Below are 22,274 nucleotides of genomic sequence, written 5' to 3' on the forward strand. Positions count from 1 at the left end.
TTGGAGTCAGTCATGCGTTACATCAGTACCCGCGGCCAGGCACCGGCCCTGAATTTCGAAGACGTCCTGCTGGCAGGTCTTGCCACCGACGGCGGTCTGTACGTCCCGGAAAACCTGCCACGTTTTACCCAGGAAGAAATCGCCTCCTGGGCCGGCCTGCCGTATCACGAGCTGGCCTTCCGGGTCATGCGCCCGTTCGTTACCGGCAGCATTCCCGACGCCGATTTCAAAAAGATCCTTGAAGAAACCTACGGCGTGTTCTCGCACAACGCCGTGGCACCGTTGCGTCAGCTGAACGGCAATGAATGGGTGTTGGAACTGTTCCACGGCCCGACCCTGGCGTTTAAAGACTTCGCCCTGCAACTGCTCGGTCGTTTGCTCGACTACGTGCTGGAAAAGCGCGGTGAGCGCGTGGTGATTGTCGGCGCTACTTCCGGCGACACCGGTTCGGCTGCCATCGAAGGCTGCAAGCACTGCGAAAACGTCGACATCTTCATCCTGCACCCGCATAACCGCGTGTCGGAAGTGCAGCGTCGCCAGATGACCACTATCTTCGGCGAGAACATCCATAACATCGCCATCGAAGGCAACTTCGATGACTGCCAGGAAATGGTCAAGGCGAGCTTCGCTGACCAGAGCTTCCTCAAAGGCACACGTCTGGTGGCGGTGAACTCGATCAACTGGGCGCGGATCATGGCCCAGATCGTTTACTATTTCCACGCAGCGCTGCAGCTGGGTGGCCCGGCGCGCTCGGTATCGTTCTCGGTGCCGACCGGCAACTTCGGCGACATCTTCGCCGGTTACCTGGCGCGTAACATGGGCCTGCCGATCAACCAGTTGATCGTCGCTACCAACCGCAACGACATCCTGCACCGCTTCATGAGCGGTAATCAGTACGTCAAGGAAACCCTGCACGCCACGCTGTCACCGTCGATGGACATCATGGTGTCGTCGAACTTCGAACGCCTGCTGTTTGACCTGCACGGTCGCAACGGTGCAGYCATTGCCGGCCTGATGGACAGCTTCAAACAGGGTGGCGGTTTCAGCGTTGAAGAGGAGCGCTGGACCGAAGCCCGCAAGCTGTTTGATTCGCTGGCTGTGGATGATGCACAAACCTGCGAAACCATCGCCGAAGTGTACGAGCAGACCGGCGAATTGCTGGACCCGCACACGGCCATCGGCGTGAAAGCTGCGCGCGAGTGCCGTCGTAGCCTGGATATTCCAATGGTGATTCTGGGGACGGCCCATCCGGTCAAATTCCCGGACGCGGTGGAGAAGGCTGGCGTAGGAAAAGCGCTTGAGCTCCCTGCACATCTTTCTGATTTGTTTGAGCGAGATGAGCGTTGCACCGTGTTGCCGAACGACCTGAAAGCTGTACAGGCCTTTGTCAGTCAGCATGGCAACCGTGGTAAACCCTTGTAAGCGCTAAAAGCTGTCACATTTTGAAGCCCGTCTCCTGACGGGCTTTCTCGTTTCTGCATGCCACACTTGTCCCACTTCGTTAATGAAGAGCCGCCTATGACGGACAGACGAGTTGAACAGCAAGGAAGTGGTGATGCAGTTTTTCAAAGGATTAAAACCAGCCGTGTGCTGGATGTTTTTACTCATTGCCCTGGGTTTTGCTCAAGGGGCAACTGCAGCGCAATTGGCAGTGCCGCAGTCCGCGGAGCCTGCCGTCAGAGCGATGATCGAGCTCGACGCCCAAGAACGTGAATGGATTGCTGCACACCCTCGGGTGATTGTCGCTTCGGCGCAGTACCCGCTGTATCTGTTCAAGGATGAGCACGGTCAATGGAGCGGCTTGAACAACGATTTGCTCAACCGCATCAGCGCCATGACAGGCTTGCAATTTGTTCACGAAGAGACGTTTTCCACTGATCAGTTGATGGGGCGTCTGGAAAGTGGAGCCGCGGACATGACCACGACGCTGGCAATGAATGACGAGCGCAAGACGTTTATGGATTTCAGTCACTCGTTCGGGGGCGCTGGCTGGGTGCTGATCGGGCGCGCGGGGATGCCTGTCGTTGAGTCTCTGGATCAAATGGCAAAACGGGTGCTGGTGCTACCGGCCAGGCATGCGCTGGAGGCGACGATTCGTCGTGACCATCCGGCGATCGTGTTGCGCTCGGTGAAAACCTATGCCGAAGGCCGGGCGCTGGTCGAGAGCGGTGAGGCGTATGCCACCATCGAAAACGAAATCGGTGCGCATCTCTATCCCGCGGGACAGCTTAAGGTGTGGCATACCCTGGAGGGAAAGTGGGACCCCGATTACCTGGCGGTCCGCAAAGGCCAGGCGCAATTGTTGAGTATCCTCAACAAAGCGCTCGAAGCTTTTCCGCCTGCCGAGTTGCGCGCCATTCGCTTGAAATGGCTCGACGGTATCAGCCCGGTGCACGCGCCCACTGTATGGCAGCGGCTAAGCCAGTGGGGTTGCTGGGGAGTGGTCTTTGTCAGTCTGTTTGGCTTGCTGTCGTTGCTGTGGAGTCGTCGCTTCACGGTGTTGATCAAGAAACGGCTGGAAGCGGAGAAAAGCCTCGGCGACCAGCTCGCCTTTCAGCACGCCTTGATGGATGCCATGCCCGATCCGATGTTTGTGCGTGATCTGGAAGGGCGTTTGATCATGTGCAACAAAAGTTACGAGGAGAGCCTGGCGACCCGTTTCGAGCAGATTCAGGGCCGACAGTTGATTGAACTGGATGTCTTGCCCAAAGCGACTGCTGAACGTTTGCATGCCGAGTTCATCAGCCAATTGAGTACGCGCAAGGCGCGGTTCAGCGAACGTCAATTGCAGTTCAAGAACGGTATCAGGGATATCTACCAGTGGACGGTGCCGTTCTATAGCGCCGATGGCCAATTGCGTGGTTTGTTGGGCGGCTGGACGGACAGGGGGCGGAGCCGCGACGGGTGATGCGCTTGTTTTTTCCCTGTCATCTTTGCCGTGCATGCTCTAACAACCAGAGGCGCCGACGCGCGTGTACCTGGAATCCAGAACTTTCTACTCGGGCCAGTGGTCACTAATGGTGAGCACGCCCCAGGCACTTTGTTTTCGGACTATTGAGTGGTGATCGAGATGGAAAGTATCAGTCTGTTGCTCGGTGAAGCGCTGAGCCCGTATCAGGTCACGCTGTCCCCGTCGGGTGCCCATGGCGAATGCCTGGTAACACTGAAAAATGCGACCGGCGTCATTGTCGTCGAACGGGCCTTCAATCAGGCTCAGTTGACCGACAAACGTCTGCTGACCGACGTCGTCGACGGCTTGCACCGCGACGTGCTCATTGCCGAAGGACGGCTGGAGCCTTGCGTTATCGCGGCATTGCGCAATGCCGCTCAGGACAAAATGCTGGCTAGCCGAAATTGAAGTGACATCTGTGGGAACCTTCCTGCGCACAGATCAGTCAGACCCTACAGCAGCAGGATCAAGCATTGTGCTCCGGTGCTTGTCGCTTGCTGTTACGGGTCTTTATGTAGGCCACGTTTAACCCCGAGTTGTCTCCCCACTGCTCGGGGTTTCTTTTTGCCTGCGATTTGTCACTGCCCGGCCTGATGCTCGAAAAAGGCCCGGGTCTCTTCCAGATAGGCGCCGCGACTTTCCGGATCGAGCCAGGCCGCATAGGCCTCGCTCAAATGATCGCGCGGCATTTTGCGCAGCAATTGGTTGATCTCGACGATGGCCTGCCGACCCTTGGGAGTGTCGGTGCAACCGATGTAGCCGGAGAGGTATTTGCCGGTGCCGCGAATCGGATAAAACTGCAATTCATCTTCCGCTATCCCTTGCTGTTGGGCCTGATAGCGGATTTCCGGGCGGTAACCCAACAACAGTCGCAAGCGCCCCAGGCGTTGCATTTGCAACAGACTGCCCAAGGCGTCGTTTCCGTAGTGCAACGTCAACGCACCGGGCGGTGCTTGTTTGAGCAATGCATCGAGGTATTCGCCGTAGTTGCGCTCGGCAATAATCCCCAGCTTCTCGCGACCACTGGCCAGCAGGGCAGCCAGGTCTACTTCAGCGTCCCGAATAAAGGGCTCCAGCACCGGCTGATCTATCCGTCTGACCGCCAAACCATTGCTCATGGCCCGAAAAACCGGGAGGGAAAATGCGATCCAGCTTTCACGCTCCTTGCTCCAGTTCAACGCCGCATCGCAGGTCAGGGACGGCTCGTGGAGCATTTGCAAGCCGCGAGCGCGATTGACCCGCATGACGGTGTGTTCGTATTGCGGCATGCCGGCGATCAATAGAGGCAACAGCTGATCGATGACGCCTTGACCTTTTTTCGGTCCTTCGAAAATGGTCAGGGGCGGTAGATCTCGCATCAACCAGACCAGGGTTTCCCTGGGTTGTGCCATCGCCGATGAGACCAGGCCGCCGAGCAGAAATATCAACAGCAACGCGCCTGTCACCCGCGCGTCGGACGACGTGCGAGGTCTAAAGGGCAACGCAAGCAGGCGCCTCAGCTTAGATAGCTCCGTCTTTGCGCAGTTGTGCGATCTGCGTCGCGTCATAGCCAAGTTCCTGGAGTACCTGTGCGTTGTGCTCGCCCAGTTGCGGCCCAACCCATTGCGAAGTGCCGGGTGTCTCTGAGAGTTTCGGCACGATTCCCGGCATCTTGAAATCTTTGCCGTCCGGAAGCTTGGCCTGCAGGAACATTTCCCGGGCCAGGTACTGCGGATCGCTGAACATGTCTTCGGCACTGAAGATCCGGCTGGCCGGAACGTCGGCCTGATTCAGCTGTTCGATAACCGTGTCCAGCGGCAGTGAGTTGACCCAGCGATCGATCACGCCATAAATTTCGTCGCGACGGCTGTCACGCCCGTCATTGCTGGCCAGCACCGGGTCATTGGCCAGGTCTTCGCGGCCGATGATCAGCATGAACCGTTTGAAAATCGCATCGCCGTTGGCGCCGATCTGCACATGTTTGCCGTCGGCGCTGGTGTGGATCGAGGAGGGCGTGATACCCGGCATGATGTTGCCGGTGCGTTCGCGAATGAAACCAAACACATCGAACTCCGGCACCATGCTTTCCATCATGGCAAAGATCGCTTCGTACAGCGCCACGTCGACCACTTGGCCGAGACCGCCGTTCACTTCGCGATGACGCAGGGCCATCAGTGCGCCGATCACGCCCCAGAGCGCCGCGATCGAGTCGCCGATGGAAATCCCGGTGCGTACCGGTGGTCGGTCTTCGAAACCGGTGATATAGCGCAAACCGCCCATGGATTCGCCAACCGCGCCAAAACCTGGCTGGTCTTTCATCGGCCCGGTCTGACCGAAGCCGGAGAGACGCACCATCACCAGTTTCGGGTTCAGCGCGTGCAAGGTCTCCCAGCCGAGGCCCAGTTTTTCCAGCACGCCAGGGCGGAAATTCTCGATCAGGATGTCGGCTTCGCCCAGCAACTTTTTCAGAATCGCCAGGCCGTCAGGGTGTTTCAGGTTTAGTGTCAGGGATTTTTTGTTGCGCGCCTGAACGAACCACCACAGCGAAGTGCCTTCGTACAGTTTTCGCCATTTACGCAACGGATCGCCGCCGTCGGGGGATTCGATCTTGATCACTTCAGCGCCAAACTCGCCGCAAATGCGTGAGGCAAACGGCCCGGCGATCAGCGTACCCAATTCAATGACTTTCAAACCTGAGAGCGGTTTTCCTGTAAGCGGCATGCGGGATCCTGTAGGACAAAGGCTGAGCGGATACAGCGTTTTAACATAGCCGAACGTCAGACGACCAAGGTTCATCGCCTTCAATTCGTTGATTGCCTACAGCATCGGTTAGACTTGCCGCCTTTCCTCGTATCAAGAAGCCCGTTCATGGCCCAGCCGTCCACGACCTACAAGTTTGAACTGAACCTCACCGACCTCGACCGCAGCGTTTACCAGACTGTGAAGCAGACCATCGCCCGTCACCCTTCGGAAACCGAAGAGCGCATGACCGTGCGGCTGCTGGCCTACGCCTTCTGGTACAACGAGCAGCTGTCATTTGGTCGTGGTCTGTCAGACGTGGATGAACCCGCTCTGTGGGAAAAGAGCCTGGACGACCGTGTCCTGCACTGGATCGAAGTCGGTCAGCCAGATGCCGATCGCCTGACCTGGTGCTCGCGTCGCACCGAACGCACCAGCCTGCTGGCCTACGGCAGCCTGCGTGTCTGGGAAACCAAAGTGATCCCGGCGATCAAAACCCTGAAAAACGTCAACATCGCCGCCGTGCCGCAGGAAGTCCTGGAAACCCTGGCCAAGGACATGCCACGCGTTATCAAGTGGGACGTGATGATCAGCGAAGGGACGATTTTCGTGACCGACGACCGTGGTCAGCACGAAGTCCAGTTGCAATGGCTGCAAGGTGAGCGCGGCTGATCCTGCGCCGACACCCGATTAATCCCACGTATTCAAGAGAAGCCTCCGTCACCCCATGCGTATCGATCCTCGCCAACTGCCTGCAACTCTGCCATTTCTCGGTGATCTGCCACCGCTGCTGACCCGCCTGTACGCGGCGCGGGGCGTGCTCACCGAGGCTGAACTGGACAAGAGCCTGGCGCGGCTGATTCCGTTCCAGCAGCTCAAAGGCATCGATGCCGCCGTGGATTTGCTGGTGACGGCGCTGGAGCAGCGGCAGCGGATTCTGATCGTCGGCGACTTCGACGCCGATGGCGCGACGGCCAGTACCGTGGGCGTGTTGGGGTTGCGCCTGCTGGGCGCCGCTCATGTCGACTACCTGGTGCCGAACCGTTTTGAGTATGGCTACGGCCTGACACCGGAAATCGTCGAAGTGGCGTTGACCCGTTCGCCACAGCTGCTGATTACCGTGGACAACGGGATCTCCAGCGTCGAAGGTGTCGCGGCGGCGAAGCAGCATGGCCTGAACGTGCTGGTTACCGATCACCACTTACCGGGCGATGAACTGCCGCTGGCCGATGCCATCGTCAACCCGAACCAGCCAGGGTGCGAGTTTCCGAGCAAGGCGCTGGCCGGCGTCGGGGTGATTTTTTATGTGCTGATGGCCCTTCGCGCCCGTCTGCGCAGCCTCGGGTGGTACGAGAGCCGCCCGCAGCCAAACATCGGTGAACTGCTCGACCTGGTGGCGCTGGGCAGCGTTGCCGACGTGGTGCCGCTGGATGCCAACAACCGGATTCTGGTGCACCAGGGCCTGGAGCGAATTCGCGCCGGACGTGCCCGGCCGGGAATCAAGGCCATCCTGGAAGTGGCCAAGCGCGAACCTGCACGCATCACCTCCACGGATTTGGGCTTCATTGTCGGCCCGCGCCTGAACGCGGCAGGGCGGCTGGACGACATGAGCCTGGGTATCGAATGCCTGCTCACCGAAGACGCGGGAATGGCGCGGGAAATGGCCGTCCAGCTGGATGGCATGAACCAGGACCGCAAATCCATCGAGCAGGGCATGCAGCGTGAAGCGCTGGCGCAACTGAAGGATTTGCCGGTCGAGTCGATGCCGTTCGGCTTATGCCTGTTCGACCCCGAATGGCACCAAGGGGTCATCGGGATCCTCGCTTCGCGTATGAAAGAGCGCTATTTCCGTCCGACGATCGCCTTTGCCGATGCGGGCGATGGTTTGCTCAAGGGCTCGGGGCGTTCGGTTCAGGGCTTCCACATTCGCGACGCGTTGAGCGTGGTGGCAGCGCAGCATCCGAACCTGATCAGCAAATACGGCGGTCATGCCATGGCGGCTGGCCTGACGCTGCCGGAAGCGAATTTTCCGCTGTTCGCCGAGGCCTTTGACGCCGAAGTGCGGCGACAATTGCGTGAAGAAGACCTGACCGGGCGCCTGCTGTCGGACGGCACGCTGGCGGTCGAAGAGTTTCACCTCGAGCTGGCGCGTGCCCTGCGACATGCCGGTCCTTGGGGGCAGCACTTCCCGGAGCCGTTGTTCCATGGCGTGTTCCAATTGGTCGAGCAGCGCGTGGTCGGCGAACGTCACCTCAAAGTGGTACTGAAAAGCGAATGCGGTTCGGTCAAACTCGACGGTATCGCCTTCGGCGTCGACCGCGATATTTGGCCGAACCCGACCATCAAGTGGGTGGAATTGGCCTACAAGCTCGACCTCAACGAGTTCCGTGGCAACGAAACCGTTCAGCTGATGATTGTCCACATCGAACCGCGTTGACTCCATCGCGGGCTTGCCCGCGATAGCAAACTTTCTGACCCCCAATTCATCTGAACCCTCCCTCATCCCCCGATGTCGACTAGGCTCTAATCACTGCTTGATTATCCTTGTGACGTCTTGTCGAATTTTTTGCCCGCGGGGGCGGGTGCTGCGCCTTTTTCATGTCACTCGTCGACTTTTCAAACAGAACCCTGGAGCCTGCCCACTGATACGAGAGGTGACCCATGAGTCTGCTGCTTGAACCCTATACCCTGCGTCAATTGACCCTGCTCAACCGTATTGCGGTCTCTCCGATGTGCCAGTACTCCAGCGTCGATGGGCTGGCCAATGACTGGCACCTCGTCCACCTCGGCAGTCGCGCTGTCGGCGGTGCCGGCCTGGTGTTTACCGAAGCCACGGCGGTCACCGCCGACGGGCGCATCACCGACCAGGACCTCGGCCTGTGGAACGACGAACAGATCGAACCCCTGCAACGCATCACGCGCTTTATCGCCGCCCAGGGATCTGTGGCCGGTATCCAGTTGGCGCACGCCGGGCGCAAGGCCAGCACCCATCGGCCGTGGCTCGGCAAACATGGCAGCGTCAAGCCCGAAGACGGTGGCTGGGTGCCGGTGGGGCCTTCGACGATTGCATTTGACCCGCAGCACACCCACCCACGGCAGCTCGATGAAAGCGAGATCGCCGAGGTCGTCCAGGCTTTTGTTGACTCGGCCCGGCGCGCACTGACCGCTGGTTTCAAAGTGGTCGAAATACACGCCGCCCACGGTTACCTGTTGCATCAATTTCTTTCGCCCCTGAGCAATCAGCGACGCGATCAATTTGGCGGTTCGTTCGAGAACCGGATTCGGCTGGTGCTGCAAGTCACTGAAGCGGTGCGTGCGGTATGGCCTGAAGAGCTGCCGCTGTTCGTGCGGGTGTCGGCTACCGATTGGGTGGAAGACGGCTGGAACCCGGATGAAACGGTAGAGCTGGCGCGACGCCTCAAGGCGTTGGGCGTGGACCTGATTGACGTTTCCTCGGGCGGTACGGCCGCCAATGCCGAAATTCCGACAGGGCCCGGTTATCAAACCCGCTTCGCTGAGCGTGTGCGCAAGGAGTCGGGCATTGCCACTGGCACGGTTGGAATGATTACCGAGCCGGCGCAGGCCGAGCACATTTTGCGCACCTGTCAGGCGGACATCATCTTCCTGGCCCGTGAGTTGTTGCGCGACCCGTATTGGCCGCTGCATGCCGATGATGACCTGGGTGGACGCAAGGCCATCTGGCCGGCGCAATACCAACGCGCGACCCATCGGGAGCAGCCGATTCATGAGTCGGATTTGCGTGACTGATTGACGCTGTAAAACCAAAAAGCCCCGGTCGAGTTGACTGGGGCTTTTGCGTTTCTGTGCACTGAGGTTTGTTGTCTGTCAGGCCCTCTTCGCGAGCAAGCTCAGCGCCTACAAGGGTATCGTATCGAACGCATACACTTGTAGGCGCTGAGCTTGCTCGCGATGGGGCCAGCCCAGACAACCATTAACTGTCAGGTGTACTTACGCTTATCCGGCGCTGGCGGGAAATACTGATACAACCAGGTTTCACTCAACGTCCGGTCATTGGTTCGAATGAACAACCGCAGCTCCACCGGCTCGACGCTGTCATTGGTCGGGAACCAGTCGAAGGTGATGCGKTAACCCTTGATGTCATCGAGCACCAGCACGTTGAAATCCTTCACCTGCCCGTTCGAGCACGTCACCACCGGCTCGATCCCGGCACCTTCGGGCAAGCGATCGAGGCCGCCGCCAGTGAAGTCCACGGCAAAACGCCGCGCCCAGACTTCGGGGTAGTGCTCGCCCGGCGCCCAGCCCTCGGTGAAGCCGCCCATGCCCGAGCGGGTGGCGTTGACCCGAGCCAATGGCGTGCCGACCGGTGGCAGCGCGCTCCAGTACAGCTTGTAGCCATAGTTCAGGGAGTCACCGGCCGCGACCGGTTTTTTCGGGGTCCAGAACGCGACGATGTTATCCAGTGTTTCACCGGTCGTAGGAATTTCCAGCAGATCGATAGAGCCTTCGCCCCACGCGGTTGTAGGTTCTACCCACAGGCTCGGACGCTTGCTGTACCAGTCGACCGTGTCCTGATAGCTGGCGAATTCATGGTCCGTCTGCACCAGGCCGAAGCCTTTGGGATCGGTGTCGGCGAAGGCGTTGAATTGCAGTTTCGCCGGGTTGTTCAGTGGGCGGCAGATCCACTCGCCGTTACCGCGCCACATCGCCAGACGGTCCGAGTCGTGAATCTGTGGGTGAATGGTGTCGCACATGCGCCGTTCATGGGTGCCACAGCTGAACATGCTGGTCATGGGCGCGATCCCCAGTTGCTCGATGGCAGTACGCGCGTTGACGTGGGCATCGACCGCCATGACCACCTGATTGGCCTGGCAATCGATGTCAAAACGGTAAGCGCCGGTGGCGCTCGGCGAATCCAGCAGGGCATAGACCACAAAACGGGTGCTGTCCTTGTCCGGAGTCTCGAACCAGAACTTGGTGAAGTCCGGAAATTCCTCGCGCTTCTTTGCGTAGGTATCGATTGCCAGGCCGCGTGCCGACAGCCCGTATTGCCCGGTGCTATCCACCGCTCGGAAATAACTCGCGCCAAGGAAGGACAGCACATCGTGCCTGTCCAGCTCCGGGGCCTTGAACAGCTTGAACCCGGAAAACCCCAAATCGCCCGTCAGTTGTTTGGTGTCGACCGTGGTTTTTTCATAGTTGAACAGGGAAGGGCGGAAATGCACCTCGCGCGCCTGACGCGTCTTGGGATCGACGCTGTACATGCGAACCGGCTGCTTGAACCCCATGCCGACGTGGAAAAACTGCACGTCCAGCTGACCGTTCAGGTCTTTCCACAGCGAATGGTTCGCGTCGTAGCGGATGGCGTTGAAATTCTGCGGCGTCATGGTCGCCAGCGTTGGCGGCAGCACCTGCTTGGTGTCCTGATAGCGGTTGCCGGCAAGTTGCTTGGCCTGAATTTTCAGTGCTTCGAAATCGAAGGCCTGGGCCTCGCCATCCGCTGTGCCATTGCCCGCCCAGGCGCGGGCGGCCAACAGGCCGGTGGCAGACAAACCGGTGTAAGCCGCGATGGCCATGGACGCTTTGAGCAAGTTCCTGCGATGCATAAGTACAACCTGTCGTGAACAATCCCGCGCCGTTCCTGGCACGTGCTGGATCAAAAATATCGGTTCGGACATGCCTTCGGCCAAACGCAACGGACTTTAAACAGATGCCAAATAGCTTAAACCGTTCGATTGCAGACAAGAATTGATGGGTAACACTTTGTCAGTGTGGCAATGAAACAAGAAATGTCGGTGAAGTTTTCCGACAGTACTTTCTGATTTATAGGGCATTTCTGCTTTTTTTGACTAATTACTCTAAAAATCGCTTTTCAGCGCGCAGATAGTTTCTATTCTGTGGTCATGACCGGTTTCTGCCCTTCAGGCCGGCGACTGATGAAGAGGAAAGGGCGATGCGGTTTTTGAAGTTTCCACAGACCTATAGAAGGACATCGTCCATGACGAAAGTACAAGGACTCACCGATATGTTAGGAATCCTTCCATGCCTGGCGAGTGGCCGGCGAAGGCGTCGGCTCAGCCCGGATGAGCTGAAGTTGTTGCAACGGTATCGCGAGCTGTCGGAGAGCGACCGGATTGCGATGCGGTATCTGGTGGATGCGATGCGGAGTGTTTCGCGGTTTTGAAGGTTTGAGATTAAGTCTTGTTGGAAAGCCAAGGGGCGGACTGTGAAGTCCGCCCCTTTTTCATTTTTTACCCTGTCTTCAACTGCAAGTGCCCATGATCTTGAAGGGTCGTTGTACTTGCATCAGGTCAGGCATGTCCCGCCATTTGATCCAGGCTTGATGTTGCCAATGCAGCAGCGGCACCGAGATGCCTGCCCATTGCAATGAACTCAGGCTTGGAATGTTATCCACAGCAGCTTTCGACTCACGCAGGGTAGGTATGACCTCGTTGCTCAGCCATTGGCGCAAGTTTCGGTTTTCCGGGACGAAATGGTGAACCAGCAGGGCGTACATCCCAGATTCGCTGACCATCAACGATTCAATGGTTTTGCCGTTCCTCAGCAACAAGACCTGTTGGCGCTGATCGGGATCGAGCTTCAGGGTGAGGCGTTGATCCAGAGGGCGGCCCATCAGGCGACCGAGGTCCTGGACGCAGAACCAAGCCTGGTTGGCGTGCATGAAGGTGTGAAGAAAGCGGTTGTGGCGGGTGAAGACGGTTGGGGTGAAATGAGGATGGATTTTGGACGGATTTAGCGTGTGCTCAAGCATTTTCGACTCCATGTTGAAAAGGAGCCGCCACTGATCCTTCGACAGATTTGGGTGGCGGACCGTGCGGCGTTCGAAGTCGGGACATTCTCGATCAACATGAAGCCAAGAGGCCCGCGCCACACGGCCCACCATAAAGCGAAACTGAAAGGCAAAAAATTGCCCCAGTTCATATGGGGGCGCGGATGCGCCATGTTGATAGTGTTCCGGCTTCGACCCCGGGTCGCTGATTTGGCAGCGACGAGGTAAAGCCTATCTCTCAGGCGCTCGCGGCGCCAAGTCTACTCTGGCGACGCATGCCGTAGGAATGGGGCTTTTAACTTGAAGGCTCGGGCTGTAGGAATTTCCTGTTTTTGCTTGAAATGCACTGATGCAGCATCCCAGCCCAGGTTTTTCCTATAGTTTTTTCGTTTTCAGGAACGAACTGCAGGTTTGCTACATGTTGATCGAATTCTCTGTTTCCAACTATCGCTCCTTCCGTGACAAACAAACCCTGTCCATGGCTGCGACGCCGCGCTTGAGCAAAAAGCGCAACCTGTTCGCGCCGCCGGTAAATGGAGAAAAACTGCCGGATTTGTTGAAGGTGGCGGCGATCTACGGGCCGAATGCGTCTGGTAAATCTTCGCTCATTCGGGCGATGGGAATCATCGGACAGTTGCTCACAGCATTACCGTCCTCAAATGATGAACCGCTACCGGTTTCGCCCTTTCGTTTTGACCCGAAACTCCAACATGAACCCAGTTGTTTTGAGTACAACTTCATTCAACGCGGGCTCCGATATCGGTTTGTTCTGCGCCTGACTGCTCTGCGGATTATCGAGGAACAACTGGTTTCATACCCCAAAGGCAAGGAAGTGCTGCTGTATCAGCGTCGTTTTGCGGAGGAGGGTGAGCAGTATATTTTTGGAGCACACCTTGAGGGTGGTAAAGAAGTCCACAATGCGTGGCGGCGTCTGACGAGCCCCAAAACATTGTTTATTTCGCAGGCGATAGCGAACAGTAGCGAAGAGCTGACCCAGTTGCGGGGTCCGTTTGGCTGGTTTCAAACCGGTCTACTCGTGATCGAGCAGAACAACTTCATGGGGCTGTCAGCCGCGTCCATCAGATTTCTGAAGATTGCTTCGGATCACACCGGCAATTTGCGAGATTTTCTAAAGGATGTGGATATCCCTGTGTCAGCTATCCACCTCAACACCGAAGACGCGGAATCTGTTCAACCTGCAAAAAAACTCACGCTGAAAGAGTTCTTTGCGGCCGCCCAAAAAGACAAAGTTACCCTGACGCATACGAGCCTTCTTGGAAAAGCCGAATTCGATTTTTCAGAGGAGTCGGGGGGTACAAAAAACCTGATCGGATTCTGGCTGCCTTGGTTCATGATCAATCACGCCGATGGGAGCGGGATTCTTTCTGTCGATGAGTTGGACAGCAGCCTTCACCCTTCAATCGTTGATGACCTGATTGAGAAACACTTGGACAGTGGGCTGGATACTCAACTGATCTTTACCACCCATGACACTCATCTAATGAACGCCAAAACACTTCGGCGCGATCAGTTCTGGATCACCGAGCGCGATGCCAACGGTGCAACCTGTCTTTATTCGGTTCACGATTTTGAAGGACGAGAAGGAGAGGACGTCGAGAAACGCTACTTTGAAGGCCGTTATCGCGGATTACCGTTGATAAGGCGGGGCTGATCATGGCACGCCCTATACGGCTGTTTGATCGAAAGGCATCCCGGTTCAAGCCTCAACCCAAAGTGCTGATTCTCTGTGAAGACAGCAAGTCAGGAAAACGATACCTGGAAGAGGCCGCATTTCATTTTCGCGCCAATGCTCAAGTGGACATTGCCCACTGCGGCATCACACACCCAAGTGGCATTGTAAAAACAGCCATCGCCCGTCAGAAAGGATTCGATAAGGTGTTTTGTGCCTTGGATCGCGATACGCATTTGTGTTTTGAGCGAGCAATTAATCTGGCTAGGCCGCATCCGAAAATCAAAGTTATCGCTTCATACCCCTGTTTTGAGTTTTGGCTTCTTCTGCATTTCGGGTTCAATCGAAAGCCTTTTCGTGCGGTCGGGAAGTGCTCTCCAGGCGACTTGGTAGCCAAGAGCCTCAGAGAAAAGCCCAACATGGATAAGTATGCGAAGGGCGAAGACATCAACTATTTCGCCAAACTCTTGGGGGAGCCATTTCAAAGGGCAAGAGCTTTAGCGCCAAAGATTATCGAGGATGTCGCCATTAGCGGCGAAGCCAACCCGAGTACCGAAATCCATCTATTGATGGACGAGTTTGAAAGTCTCTCCAAACCTCAACCGATTTAACACCACCAACCCAGCCCGCATCGCTGCGGGCTGAGAAAGTACCTTTACCGACTAACCTTCCACGCATCCCCCGCAGGCGCTGTACCGTGGTCATACGGCTTGGCAATCCACATGTACAACAACCCCAGGCCAATCACGATGGCCGTGCTCAGCACCATGGCGTAGTTGATGTACCACGCCGCATCCGGCGTACGCGGCCAGGCCATGTTGATGATTGCGCCAATGCCATACGCCAGCGCGCCGATGTTCACGATCCAGCCCCACGCACCGAGGGTGAATTTTCCGCTTGGTTTCCAGCCTTTCATACGGGCATAGAGAGCCCCGAGCACGATCATCTGGAACGCCAGGTAGATGCCGATGGCCGCGAAGCTGACGATGGTTGCTACCGCGTCCTGCAGGAAGAAGCCCAGCACGATGATCAGCGCCGGCAGGACGCCGGACACGAACAGCGCAGCCACCGGTACCTGGGTGTTAGGAGAAATCTTCTTCAGCAGTGAGCTGCCGATGACCATTTCATCCCGAGCGTAGGAATACAGCAGACGACTCGCCGCCGCTTGCAGGCTGATGACACAGGAGATGAAGGAAATCATCACCACGCCCATCACCACTTTCGAACCGACCGGGCCGAAGGCGTTGTTGAGGATGGTGGTGACCGGGTCTTTGTCGGTGCCGTTGATGACGGCTTGCATGTCCGGCACGGCGAGGATCAGCGCCAGGCAAGCAAACATTGCCGCGATGCCGCCGATGTAGATGGTCATGCGCATGGCCACCGGGATTTTCTTGCTCGGGTTCGGGGTTTCTTCGGCCACATCGCCGCAGGCCTCGAAGCCGTAGTACAGGAACATCCCCGCCAGCGAAGCGGTCAGGAAGGCTGGCAGGTACGAGCCGTCAACACTGATGTCGAAGGTGTTGAACAACACGCTGAGCGGTTGATGACGCTCGAAGACCAGCAGGTAAACGCCGACGATCACCGCGCCCACCAATTCACACAGGAAGCCGAACATGGCGATGCGCGCCAGCACCTTGGTGCCGCTGAGGTTGACCAACGTGGCAAACAGCGTCAGCAACAGCGCGATGATGATGTTGGTGTTGTTGCTCGGTTCAAAACCCATCATGGCCGCCAGGTACGGACCGGCACCCACGGCAACCGCGGCGATGGTCACGCACAGGGCGATGGAGTAGATCCAGCCGACCATCCACGCCCAGCGCTTGCCCACTAAACGACGGGCCCACGGGTAGACGCCACCGGAAATCGGGAATTGCGAAACCACTTCACCGAAGATCAGGCACACCAGCAACTGGCCGCATCCGACCAGCAAATAGGCCCAGAACATCGGTGGTCCGCCAGCGGCGAGGCACAGGCCGAAGAGGGTATAAACCCCTACGACGGGCGAGAGGTACGTGAAGCCCAGGGCGAAGTTTTCCCACAGGCTCATGCTGCGATTGAAGTTCGACGTGTAACCCAGTTTGCGTAACTGCTCGGCGTCGCTGTCAGCGACGGGGACAGCAAGTTCGGGTGTTGTATCCATGGTGTTAGCTCCGGAAAATCGGCAGATTTCGGATGTCCGAAACCGTGGCGGGGCCATGACGGCACTGCCCGGATCGGTGGTTATTGTTTTGACTTCTTTGGTTTGGTGCCTGATGGTGCGGGTGCCGGTTTCTTCCTTGAGTTTGCGGTGACGCCATCGCGGCGGTGCGGCGATCCGACAAGCCCGGCTCCTACAGGTATTGCAGTGAACCTGTAGGAGCAAAGCTTGCTCGCGATGTTTTTAATGCTTGAACATCACATGCCGGACGACGGTGTAGTCCTCCAGCCCGTACATCGACATGTCTTTGCCATAACCGGACAGTTTCTGACCGCCGTGAGGCATTTCGCTGACCAGCATGAAGTGCGTATTCACCCAGGTGCAGCCGTACTGCAAGCGGGCAGACATGCGATGCGCGCGACCGACATCCGCCGTCCAGACCGACGACGCCAGGCCGTAGTCCGAATCATTGGCCCAGCCCAGCACTTGGGCTTCATCGCTGAACTTTGTGACCGACACCACAGGCCCGAACACTTCGCGGCGAACAATTTCGTCATCCTGCTGGGCGTCGGCCAGTACGGTCGGCTCGAAGAAGAAGCCATTGCCGTCCACCGACTTGCCGCCGGTGATCAAACGGATGTGCGGTTGTGCAATGGCGCGCTCGACAAACCCGGCCACGCGGTCGCGATGTTGGGCGGTGATCAACGGCCCCAGTTCGGTCGACGGATCATCCTGCAAGCCGTACTTGATGCTGCTGACCGCCTCGCCGAGCTTCTCGACGAATTTTTCGTAGATGCCTGCCTGCGCATAGATGCGGCATGCCGCCGTGCAGTCCTGACCGGCGTTGTAGAAACCAAAGGTGCGGATGCCTTCCACGGCGGCGTCGATGTCGGCGTCGTCAAAGATGATCACCGGGGCTTTGCCGCCCAGTTCCATGTGCATGCGTTTAACCGTATCGGCGGTGCTGGAAATGATGTTCGAGCCGGTGGCGATCGAACCGGTCAGCGACACCATGCGCACTTTCGGGTGCGTCACCAACGGGCTGCCCACGGTAGGACCACGGCCAAACACCAGGTTGAGCACGCCGGCCGGGAAAATTTCCGACGCCAGTTCGGCCAGGCGCAGGGCGGTCAGCGGGGTTTGTTCCGACGGCTTGAGCACCACGGTATTACCGGCGGCCAGGGCCGGGGCGATTTTCCAGGCGACCATCATCAGCGGGTAGTTCCACGGCGCGATGGAGGCGATCACGCCCACCGGATCGCGGCGGATCATCGAGGTATGGCCCGGCAGGTATTCACCGCCCGCCGAACCGCTCATGCAACGGCTGGCGCCGGCGAAGAAGCGGAACACGTCGGCAATCGCCGGGATCTCGTCGTTCAACGCGGCGCTGTACGGTTTGCCGCAGTTGTCCGATTCCAGTTTGGCCAGTTCTTCGCCATGGGCTTCGATGGCGTCGGCGAGTTTGAGCAGCAGCAGCGAGCGTTCTTTGGGCGGGGTTTGCGACCAGCTGTCGAACGCGGCATCCGCCGCACGCACGGCGGCATCGACCTGGGCTTCGCTGGCTTCGTTGATTTCGATCAGCACACGACCCAGGGCCGGGTTGAACACGGGTTGGGCGGGGCCTTCGCCGTCGATCAGTTGGCCGTTGATCAAGAGTTTGGTTTGCATGGCATTGTCCTCATTGACGCTTTTATTTTTCTGTCTGAACCGGCTCTAAATGTAGGAGTGAGACCGGCTTGCCGGCGATAGCGGTCTTACAGTCGACATCACTGTTGAAAGACAGTCAGTCATCGCGAGCAGGCTCACTCCTACAGAGATTCGGTTCCTTCAGTGGTTATTCGGTTATTTCCCGCCGCTGCCCGCGACGCTCTCACCGCCCCGGGTCAGGTAATAGGCGCCGAGGATCGGCAGCATGGTCACGATCATCACCAGCATCGCGACGACGTTGGTCACCGGCACGTCCCGTGGGCGGCTGAGCTGGTTGAGCAGCCACAGCGGCAAGGTGCGTTCATGGCCGGCGGTGAAGGTGGTGACGATAATTTCGTCGAACGACAAGGCAAAGGCGAGCATGCCGCCGGCCAGCAACGCCGAGCCGAGGTTCGGCAGGACGATGTAGCGGAAGGTCTGCCAGCCATCGGCGCCGAGGTCCATGGACGCTTCGATCAGGCTGTGTGAAGTACGGCGCAAACGGGCGATGACGTTGTTGTAGACGATCACCACGCAGAAGGTCGCGTGGCCGACGATGATGGTGAACATCCCCGGCTCGATCCCCAAGGTCTTGAAGGTCGCCAGCAAGGCGATCCCGGTGATGATCCCCGGCAACGCAATCGGCAGGATCAGCATCAGCGAAATGCCTTGCTTGCCAAAGAAGTCGCGCCGGTACAACGCCGCTGAAGCCAGCGTGCCGAGGACCATGGCGATCAGCGTGGCGATCGAAGCGATCTGCAACGACAACTTGATCGCTTCCAGCACGTCGGGGCGCGAGAACGCCACGCCGATCCACTTCAGGGTGAAACCCTTGGGCGGAAAGCTGAAAGCCGCGTCTTCGGTATTGAAGGCGTACATGAAGATGATCAGGATCGGGAAGTGCAAAAACACCAATCCGCCCCAGGCTGCGATTTTCAGGCCCCAAGAGGCTTTGTCAGAGTGCATCGAAGGCCCCCAGTCGTTTGACGATGGACAGGTAAATGGCGATCAGCACAATTGGCACCAGCGTGAAGGCCGCGGCCATCGGCATGTTGCCGATCGCGCCTTGCTGGGCGTACACCATGCTGCCGACGAAGTAGCCCGGCGGGCCGACCAGTTGCGGCACGATGAAGTCGCCCAGGGTCAGCGAGAATGTGAAGATCGAACCGGCGGCGATGCCGGGAATCGAGAGCGGCAGAATCACTTGCATGAAGGTCTGGCGTGGCTTGGCGCCAAGGTCGGCCGAGGCTTGCAGCAAGGACGGCGGCAGACGTTCCAGCGATGCCTGGATCGGCAGAATCATGAACGGCAACCAGATGTAGACGAACACCATGAAGCGCCCCAGGTGCGAGGTCGACAAGGTGCTGCCGCCCACGGCCGGAATGCCCAGCACAAACTGCAACACCGGCTCCAGCCCCATGTGTTGAACGAACCACTGCGCGACGCCGCCCTTGGCCAGCAGCAAGGTCCAGGCATACGCCTTGACGATGTAACTGGCCCACATCGGCATCATCACCGCGATGTAGAAAAACGCCTTGGTCTTGCCGGTGGTGTAGCGCGCCATGTAGTAGGCAATCGGGAACGCGACGATGGCGCTGGCAATCGACACGACGACAGCCATGCTCAAGGTGCGCAGGATGATGTCGAAGTTCGACGGCTGAAACAGCGCTGCGAAGTTCGCCAGGGTCAGGTCAGGTGTGACCGCCATGGTGAAGTCATCGAAGGTGTAGAAGCCTTGCCACAGCAGCACCAGCAACGAGCCGAGATAGATCGCGCCGAACCACAGCAGTGGCGGCACCAGCAGCAATGACAGGTAAAAATTCGGCCGGCGATACAGCAGGTTGGAAAACCTGCGCAACGGCGAGCCGCCGGCCGGGGTTTGAGGGATAACCACGCTGGTCATTTCACACCCCGCCGGCAACGGTGTCGTGCAGCGGGATCATCGCTTCCCGTGCCCAGCGAGCACTGATGCGTTGCCCGGTCTGGTGCTGGGCGCTGACGTCCAGCCATTGATTGTTGGCCTGGCTGATGTTCAGGGTCTGGCCGTTTTCCAGCTTCAGTTCGTAGCGAGTAGCGCTGCCCTGGTACTGGATGTCGTGCAGCAATCCGCTGACTTCGATTTCGTGGCCGGCCAGCGGGCCTTCGGCGAAACGCACGTGTTCGGGACGAATCGAGAACGGCTGTGGATTGCCGCTCAACTGCTTCGCCAGATCGCCGCGAATCACGTTGGAGGTGCCGACGAATTCGGCGACGAAGGTCGTTGCCGGTTTCATGTAGAGGTTGCGCGGGGTGTCGACCTGTTCGATGCGGCCCTTGTTGAACACGGCCACGCGGTCGGACATCGACAGCGCTTCGGTCTGGTCATGGGTGACGAAAATGAACGTGATGCCGAGCTGACGCTGCAGTTTCTTCAGCTCGCTCTGCATTTGCTCGCGCAGCTTCAAGTCGAGGGCGCCCAAGGGTTCGTCGAGCAGCAGCACACGCGGGCGATTGACCAGTGCGCGGGCCAGGGCCACACGCTGACGTTGACCGCCGGACAGTTGCACCGGTTTGCGCTCGCCGTAGCCACCGAGGGCGACCATGTCGAGGGCTTCTTCGGCGCGTTTCTGGCGCTCGGCCTTGCCGACGCCTTTGACTTTCAAACCATAGGCGACGTTGTCGCGAACATTCATGTGCGGAAACAGGGCGTAATCCTGAAACACCGTGTTGACATCACGCTCATACGGCGGCAACCCGGCGGCTTCTTCGCCGTGAATCCGGATAGAGCCTGCGCTCGGTTGTTCGAAACCGGCGATCAGGCGCAAACAGGTGGTTTTGCCCGAGCCGGAAGGGCCCAGCATGGAGAAAAACTCGCCGTCCTGGATGTCGATGGAAACCCGGTCTACGGCTTTCACTTCGCCGAACAGACGGGAAACGTTGGTGAACTGGACTGCAAGCGTCATGGTGCGGTGCTCCAAAAAGGCGAGGGCCGTCGCAGCGGCCCTGCCTGGACTTCTGAAAAATCTGAAACTTAATGAACAGCGTCGTAGCAGCTGTCGAGGTACGAGGCTGCGTTGGGCTGCGCAGCGGCCCCGAGGGCGGTCCTGCGGACACGCAACGCAGCCTCGTGCCTCGGCAGCTGCTACGGGGGGCTTATCGGCCGCCCATGATCGCGATGTAGTCCTGGGTCCAGCGGCTGTATGGCACGAACTTGCCGCCTTCAGCCTGCGGGGTTTTCCAGAAGGCGATTTTTTCGAACTGGTCGAAACCGTTGGTTTTGCAGCCCTCGGCACCCAGAAGTTCGCTGCCGGTGCACGCCGCCGGCACCGCTGGCAACGAGCCGAACCAAGCCGCCACATCACCCTGGACTTTCGGTTGCAACGACCAGTCCATCCACTTGTAGGCGCAGTTCGGGTGTTTGGCCTCAGCGTGCATCATGGTGGTGTCGGCCCAACCGGTGGCGCCTTCTTTCGGGATGGTCGAAGCGATCGGCTGTTTCTCGTTCATCAGGCCGTTGACTTGATACGGCCAGGCGCCAGACGCGACCACGCCTTCGTTTTTGAAGTCGCTCATCTGCACGGTGGTGTCATGCCAGTAGCGGTGGATCAGCGGCTGCTGGGCACGCAACAGATCAAGCACGGCTTTGTACTGCGTTTCGGACAGTTCGTACGGGTTCTGGATGCCCAATTCCGGCTTGGCGGTTTTCAGGTACAGCGCCGCGTCGGCGATGTAAATCGGGCCGTCATAGGCCTGCACGCGGCCCTTGTTCGGCTTGCCGTCCGGCAGGTTTTGCGCATTGAACACCACGGCCCAACTGGTCGGCGCGGTCTTGAACACGTTGGTGTTGTACATCAATACGTTCGGGCCCCACTGATACGGGGTGCCGTAAGTCTGTTTGTTGACCACGTACCACGGCGCATCCTTGAGACGCGGGTCGATGTTTTTCCAGTTCGGGATCAACGCCGTGTTGATCGGCTGCACACGCTTGCCGCCAATCAACCGCAACGAGGCATCGCCCGACGCGGTCACCAGGTCGTAACCGCCCTTGGCCATCAAGCTGACCATTTCATCGGAAGTGGCCGCAGTCTTCACGTTCACCTTGCAGCCGGTTTCCTTCTCGAAACCGGTGACCCAGTCGTAGGCCTTGTCGCTTTCGCCACGTTCGATGTAGCCGGGCCAGGCCACGATATCCAGCTGACCTTCGCCGGCGCCGACCGCTTTCAGCGGTTCAGCGGCCTGGAGGCTGGCGCTGGCCAGCAGCGCTGTAGTGATTGCACTGAGCAGTGCGGTCTTGTGCACGAACATGGGAATTCCCTCTTCTTTAATTATGGTCGGGGCAGTTGTG

At 58.5% G+C, this 22,274-nt stretch carries 19 protein-coding genes; 9 read left to right on the forward strand and 10 right to left on the reverse strand.

Translation table 11 applies throughout. From position 1 onward, the window contains the following. Positions 1-12 precede the first annotated feature (12 nt). From thrC to AC1D2P_RS08685, 3 genes are all read left to right on the forward strand, one after another. A complete protein-coding gene (thrC, locus tag AC1D2P_RS08675) occupies positions 13-1,422 on the forward strand; it encodes a threonine synthase (RefSeq protein ID WP_477811393.1) in 1,410 nt (469 codons plus the stop codon). Between the two features lie 133 nt (positions 1,423-1,555). Then, positions 1,556-2,908 carry a transporter substrate-binding domain-containing protein gene (locus AC1D2P_RS08680; protein ID WP_109786037.1) on the forward strand — a complete coding sequence of 451 codons (1,353 nt, stop codon included), beginning with the start codon at positions 1,556-1,558 and terminating at the stop codon, positions 2,906-2,908. Between the two features lie 162 nt (positions 2,909-3,070). Further along, a complete protein-coding gene (locus AC1D2P_RS08685) occupies positions 3,071-3,358 on the forward strand; it encodes a DUF3509 domain-containing protein (RefSeq protein ID WP_109786036.1) in 288 nt (95 codons plus the stop codon). 170 nt (positions 3,359-3,528) lie between these two features. Here the strand turns inward: AC1D2P_RS08685 and AC1D2P_RS08690 are convergent, their stop codons facing one another. Next, positions 3,529-4,341 carry a TIGR02285 family protein gene (locus tag AC1D2P_RS08690; protein WP_408980992.1) on the reverse strand — a complete coding sequence of 271 codons (813 nt, stop codon included), beginning with the start codon at positions 4,339-4,341 and terminating at the stop codon, positions 3,529-3,531. A gap of 109 nt (positions 4,342-4,450) precedes the next feature. Continuing rightward, positions 4,451-5,650: a CaiB/BaiF CoA transferase family protein gene (locus tag AC1D2P_RS08695; protein ID WP_046029052.1), complete on the reverse strand. Its 1,200-nt coding sequence runs from the start codon at positions 5,648-5,650 to the stop codon at positions 4,451-4,453. Positions 5,651-5,797: 147 nt separating this feature from the next. On the opposite strand from AC1D2P_RS08695, the gene AC1D2P_RS08700 reads away from it, so the two are divergent. From AC1D2P_RS08700 to AC1D2P_RS08710, 3 genes are all read left to right on the forward strand, one after another. After that, positions 5,798-6,340: a YaeQ family protein gene (locus AC1D2P_RS08700; protein ID WP_046029054.1), complete on the forward strand. Its 543-nt coding sequence runs from the start codon at positions 5,798-5,800 to the stop codon at positions 6,338-6,340. A gap of 55 nt (positions 6,341-6,395) precedes the next feature. Further along, positions 6,396-8,105 (forward strand): single-stranded-DNA-specific exonuclease RecJ, encoded by a 1,710-nt coding sequence (gene recJ, locus AC1D2P_RS08705; RefSeq protein WP_046029056.1) that lies wholly within the window; start codon positions 6,396-6,398, stop codon positions 8,103-8,105. 224 nt (positions 8,106-8,329) lie between these two features. Then, positions 8,330-9,436, forward strand: coding sequence for an NADH:flavin oxidoreductase/NADH oxidase (locus tag AC1D2P_RS08710; RefSeq protein WP_046029058.1), 1,107 nt, complete (start codon positions 8,330-8,332; stop codon positions 9,434-9,436). 191 nt (positions 9,437-9,627) lie between these two features. Here the strand turns inward: AC1D2P_RS08710 and AC1D2P_RS08715 are convergent, their stop codons facing one another. Continuing rightward, positions 9,628-11,253 (reverse strand): glucan biosynthesis protein D, encoded by a 1,626-nt coding sequence (locus AC1D2P_RS08715; RefSeq protein ID WP_477811394.1) that lies wholly within the window; start codon positions 11,251-11,253, stop codon positions 9,628-9,630. Positions 11,254-11,645: 392 nt separating this feature from the next. On the opposite strand from AC1D2P_RS08715, the gene AC1D2P_RS08720 reads away from it, so the two are divergent. Further along, a complete protein-coding gene (locus AC1D2P_RS08720) occupies positions 11,646-11,831 on the forward strand; it encodes a hypothetical protein (RefSeq protein ID WP_046029626.1) in 186 nt (61 codons plus the stop codon). A gap of 78 nt (positions 11,832-11,909) precedes the next feature. Here the strand turns inward: AC1D2P_RS08720 and AC1D2P_RS08725 are convergent, their stop codons facing one another. Then, on the reverse strand, positions 11,910-12,419 hold the full coding sequence (locus tag AC1D2P_RS08725; protein WP_460163407.1) for a BRO-N domain-containing protein: 510 nt from the start codon (positions 12,417-12,419) through the stop codon (positions 11,910-11,912). A gap of 436 nt (positions 12,420-12,855) precedes the next feature. Between AC1D2P_RS08725 and AC1D2P_RS08730 the strand changes: the two genes are divergently transcribed. Next, positions 12,856-14,109: an AAA family ATPase gene (locus tag AC1D2P_RS08730; RefSeq protein ID WP_046029628.1), complete on the forward strand. Its 1,254-nt coding sequence runs from the start codon at positions 12,856-12,858 to the stop codon at positions 14,107-14,109. A 2-nt stretch (positions 14,110-14,111) separates the two neighbouring features. After that, a complete protein-coding gene (locus tag AC1D2P_RS08735) occupies positions 14,112-14,738 on the forward strand; it encodes an RloB family protein (protein ID WP_077430814.1) in 627 nt (208 codons plus the stop codon). A 44-nt stretch (positions 14,739-14,782) separates the two neighbouring features. Here the strand turns inward: AC1D2P_RS08735 and AC1D2P_RS08740 are convergent, their stop codons facing one another. The 6 genes from AC1D2P_RS08740 to ydcS form a co-directional block, all read right to left on the reverse strand. Continuing rightward, positions 14,783-16,267 (reverse strand): APC family permease, encoded by a 1,485-nt coding sequence (locus tag AC1D2P_RS08740; protein ID WP_477757757.1) that lies wholly within the window; start codon positions 16,265-16,267, stop codon positions 14,783-14,785. Positions 16,268-16,507: 240 nt separating this feature from the next. After that, positions 16,508-17,932 (reverse strand): gamma-aminobutyraldehyde dehydrogenase, encoded by a 1,425-nt coding sequence (locus AC1D2P_RS08745; RefSeq protein ID WP_109786033.1) that lies wholly within the window; start codon positions 17,930-17,932, stop codon positions 16,508-16,510. Positions 17,933-18,106: 174 nt separating this feature from the next. Beyond that, positions 18,107-18,916 (reverse strand): ABC transporter permease, encoded by an 810-nt coding sequence (locus AC1D2P_RS08750; protein ID WP_046029074.1) that lies wholly within the window; start codon positions 18,914-18,916, stop codon positions 18,107-18,109. Beyond that, positions 18,906-19,853 carry an ABC transporter permease gene (locus tag AC1D2P_RS08755; protein WP_077430812.1) on the reverse strand — a complete coding sequence of 316 codons (948 nt, stop codon included), beginning with the start codon at positions 19,851-19,853 and terminating at the stop codon, positions 18,906-18,908. Before AC1D2P_RS08755 ends, AC1D2P_RS08750 begins: the two co-directional genes overlap by 11 nt. Before the next feature lies 1 nt (position 19,854). Next, on the reverse strand, positions 19,855-20,892 hold the full coding sequence (locus AC1D2P_RS08760) for an ABC transporter ATP-binding protein (protein WP_077430811.1): 1,038 nt from the start codon (positions 20,890-20,892) through the stop codon (positions 19,855-19,857). Between the two features lie 190 nt (positions 20,893-21,082). Further along, positions 21,083-22,234, reverse strand: coding sequence for a putative ABC transporter substrate-binding protein YdcS (ydcS, locus tag AC1D2P_RS08765; protein WP_223523816.1), 1,152 nt, complete (start codon positions 22,232-22,234; stop codon positions 21,083-21,085). Positions 22,235-22,274 lie beyond the last annotated feature (40 nt).

This window comes from Pseudomonas sp. P1_F1_2, from assembly GCF_056405815.1.

Bases quoted from the DNA above. Each gene is read 5' to 3' on its own strand.
- AC1D2P_RS08680 (WP_109786037.1), top strand. From the start codon at position 1,556: ATGCAGTTTTTCAAAGGATTAAAACCAGCCGTGTGCTGGATGTTTTTA.
- AC1D2P_RS08685 (WP_109786036.1), top strand. From the start codon at position 3,071: ATGGAAAGTATCAGTCTGTTGCTCGGTGAAGCGCTGAGCCCGTATCAG.
- AC1D2P_RS08690 (WP_408980992.1), bottom strand. From the start codon at position 4,341: ATGGCACAACCCAGGGAAACCCTGGTCTGGTTGATGCGAGATCTACCG.
- AC1D2P_RS08695 (WP_046029052.1), bottom strand. From the start codon at position 5,650: ATGCCGCTTACAGGAAAACCGCTCTCAGGTTTGAAAGTCATTGAATTG.
- AC1D2P_RS08700 (WP_046029054.1), top strand. From the start codon at position 5,798: ATGGCCCAGCCGTCCACGACCTACAAGTTTGAACTGAACCTCACCGAC.
- recJ (WP_046029056.1), top strand. From the start codon at position 6,396: ATGCGTATCGATCCTCGCCAACTGCCTGCAACTCTGCCATTTCTCGGT.
- AC1D2P_RS08710 (WP_046029058.1), top strand. From the start codon at position 8,330: ATGAGTCTGCTGCTTGAACCCTATACCCTGCGTCAATTGACCCTGCTC.
- AC1D2P_RS08720 (WP_046029626.1), top strand. From the start codon at position 11,646: ATGACGAAAGTACAAGGACTCACCGATATGTTAGGAATCCTTCCATGC.
- AC1D2P_RS08725 (WP_460163407.1), bottom strand. From the start codon at position 12,419: ATGCTTGAGCACACGCTAAATCCGTCCAAAATCCATCCTCATTTCACC.
- AC1D2P_RS08730 (WP_046029628.1), top strand. From the start codon at position 12,856: ATGTTGATCGAATTCTCTGTTTCCAACTATCGCTCCTTCCGTGACAAA.
- AC1D2P_RS08735 (WP_077430814.1), top strand. From the start codon at position 14,112: ATGGCACGCCCTATACGGCTGTTTGATCGAAAGGCATCCCGGTTCAAG.
- AC1D2P_RS08740 (WP_477757757.1), bottom strand. From the start codon at position 16,267: ATGGATACAACACCCGAACTTGCTGTCCCCGTCGCTGACAGCGACGCC.
- AC1D2P_RS08745 (WP_109786033.1), bottom strand. From the start codon at position 17,932: ATGCAAACCAAACTCTTGATCAACGGCCAACTGATCGACGGCGAAGGC.
- AC1D2P_RS08750 (WP_046029074.1), bottom strand. From the start codon at position 18,916: ATGCACTCTGACAAAGCCTCTTGGGGCCTGAAAATCGCAGCCTGGGGC.
- AC1D2P_RS08755 (WP_077430812.1), bottom strand. From the start codon at position 19,853: ATGACCAGCGTGGTTATCCCTCAAACCCCGGCCGGCGGCTCGCCGTTG.
- AC1D2P_RS08760 (WP_077430811.1), bottom strand. From the start codon at position 20,892: ATGACGCTTGCAGTCCAGTTCACCAACGTTTCCCGTCTGTTCGGCGAA.
- ydcS (WP_223523816.1), bottom strand. From the start codon at position 22,234: ATGTTCGTGCACAAGACCGCACTGCTCAGTGCAATCACTACAGCGCTG.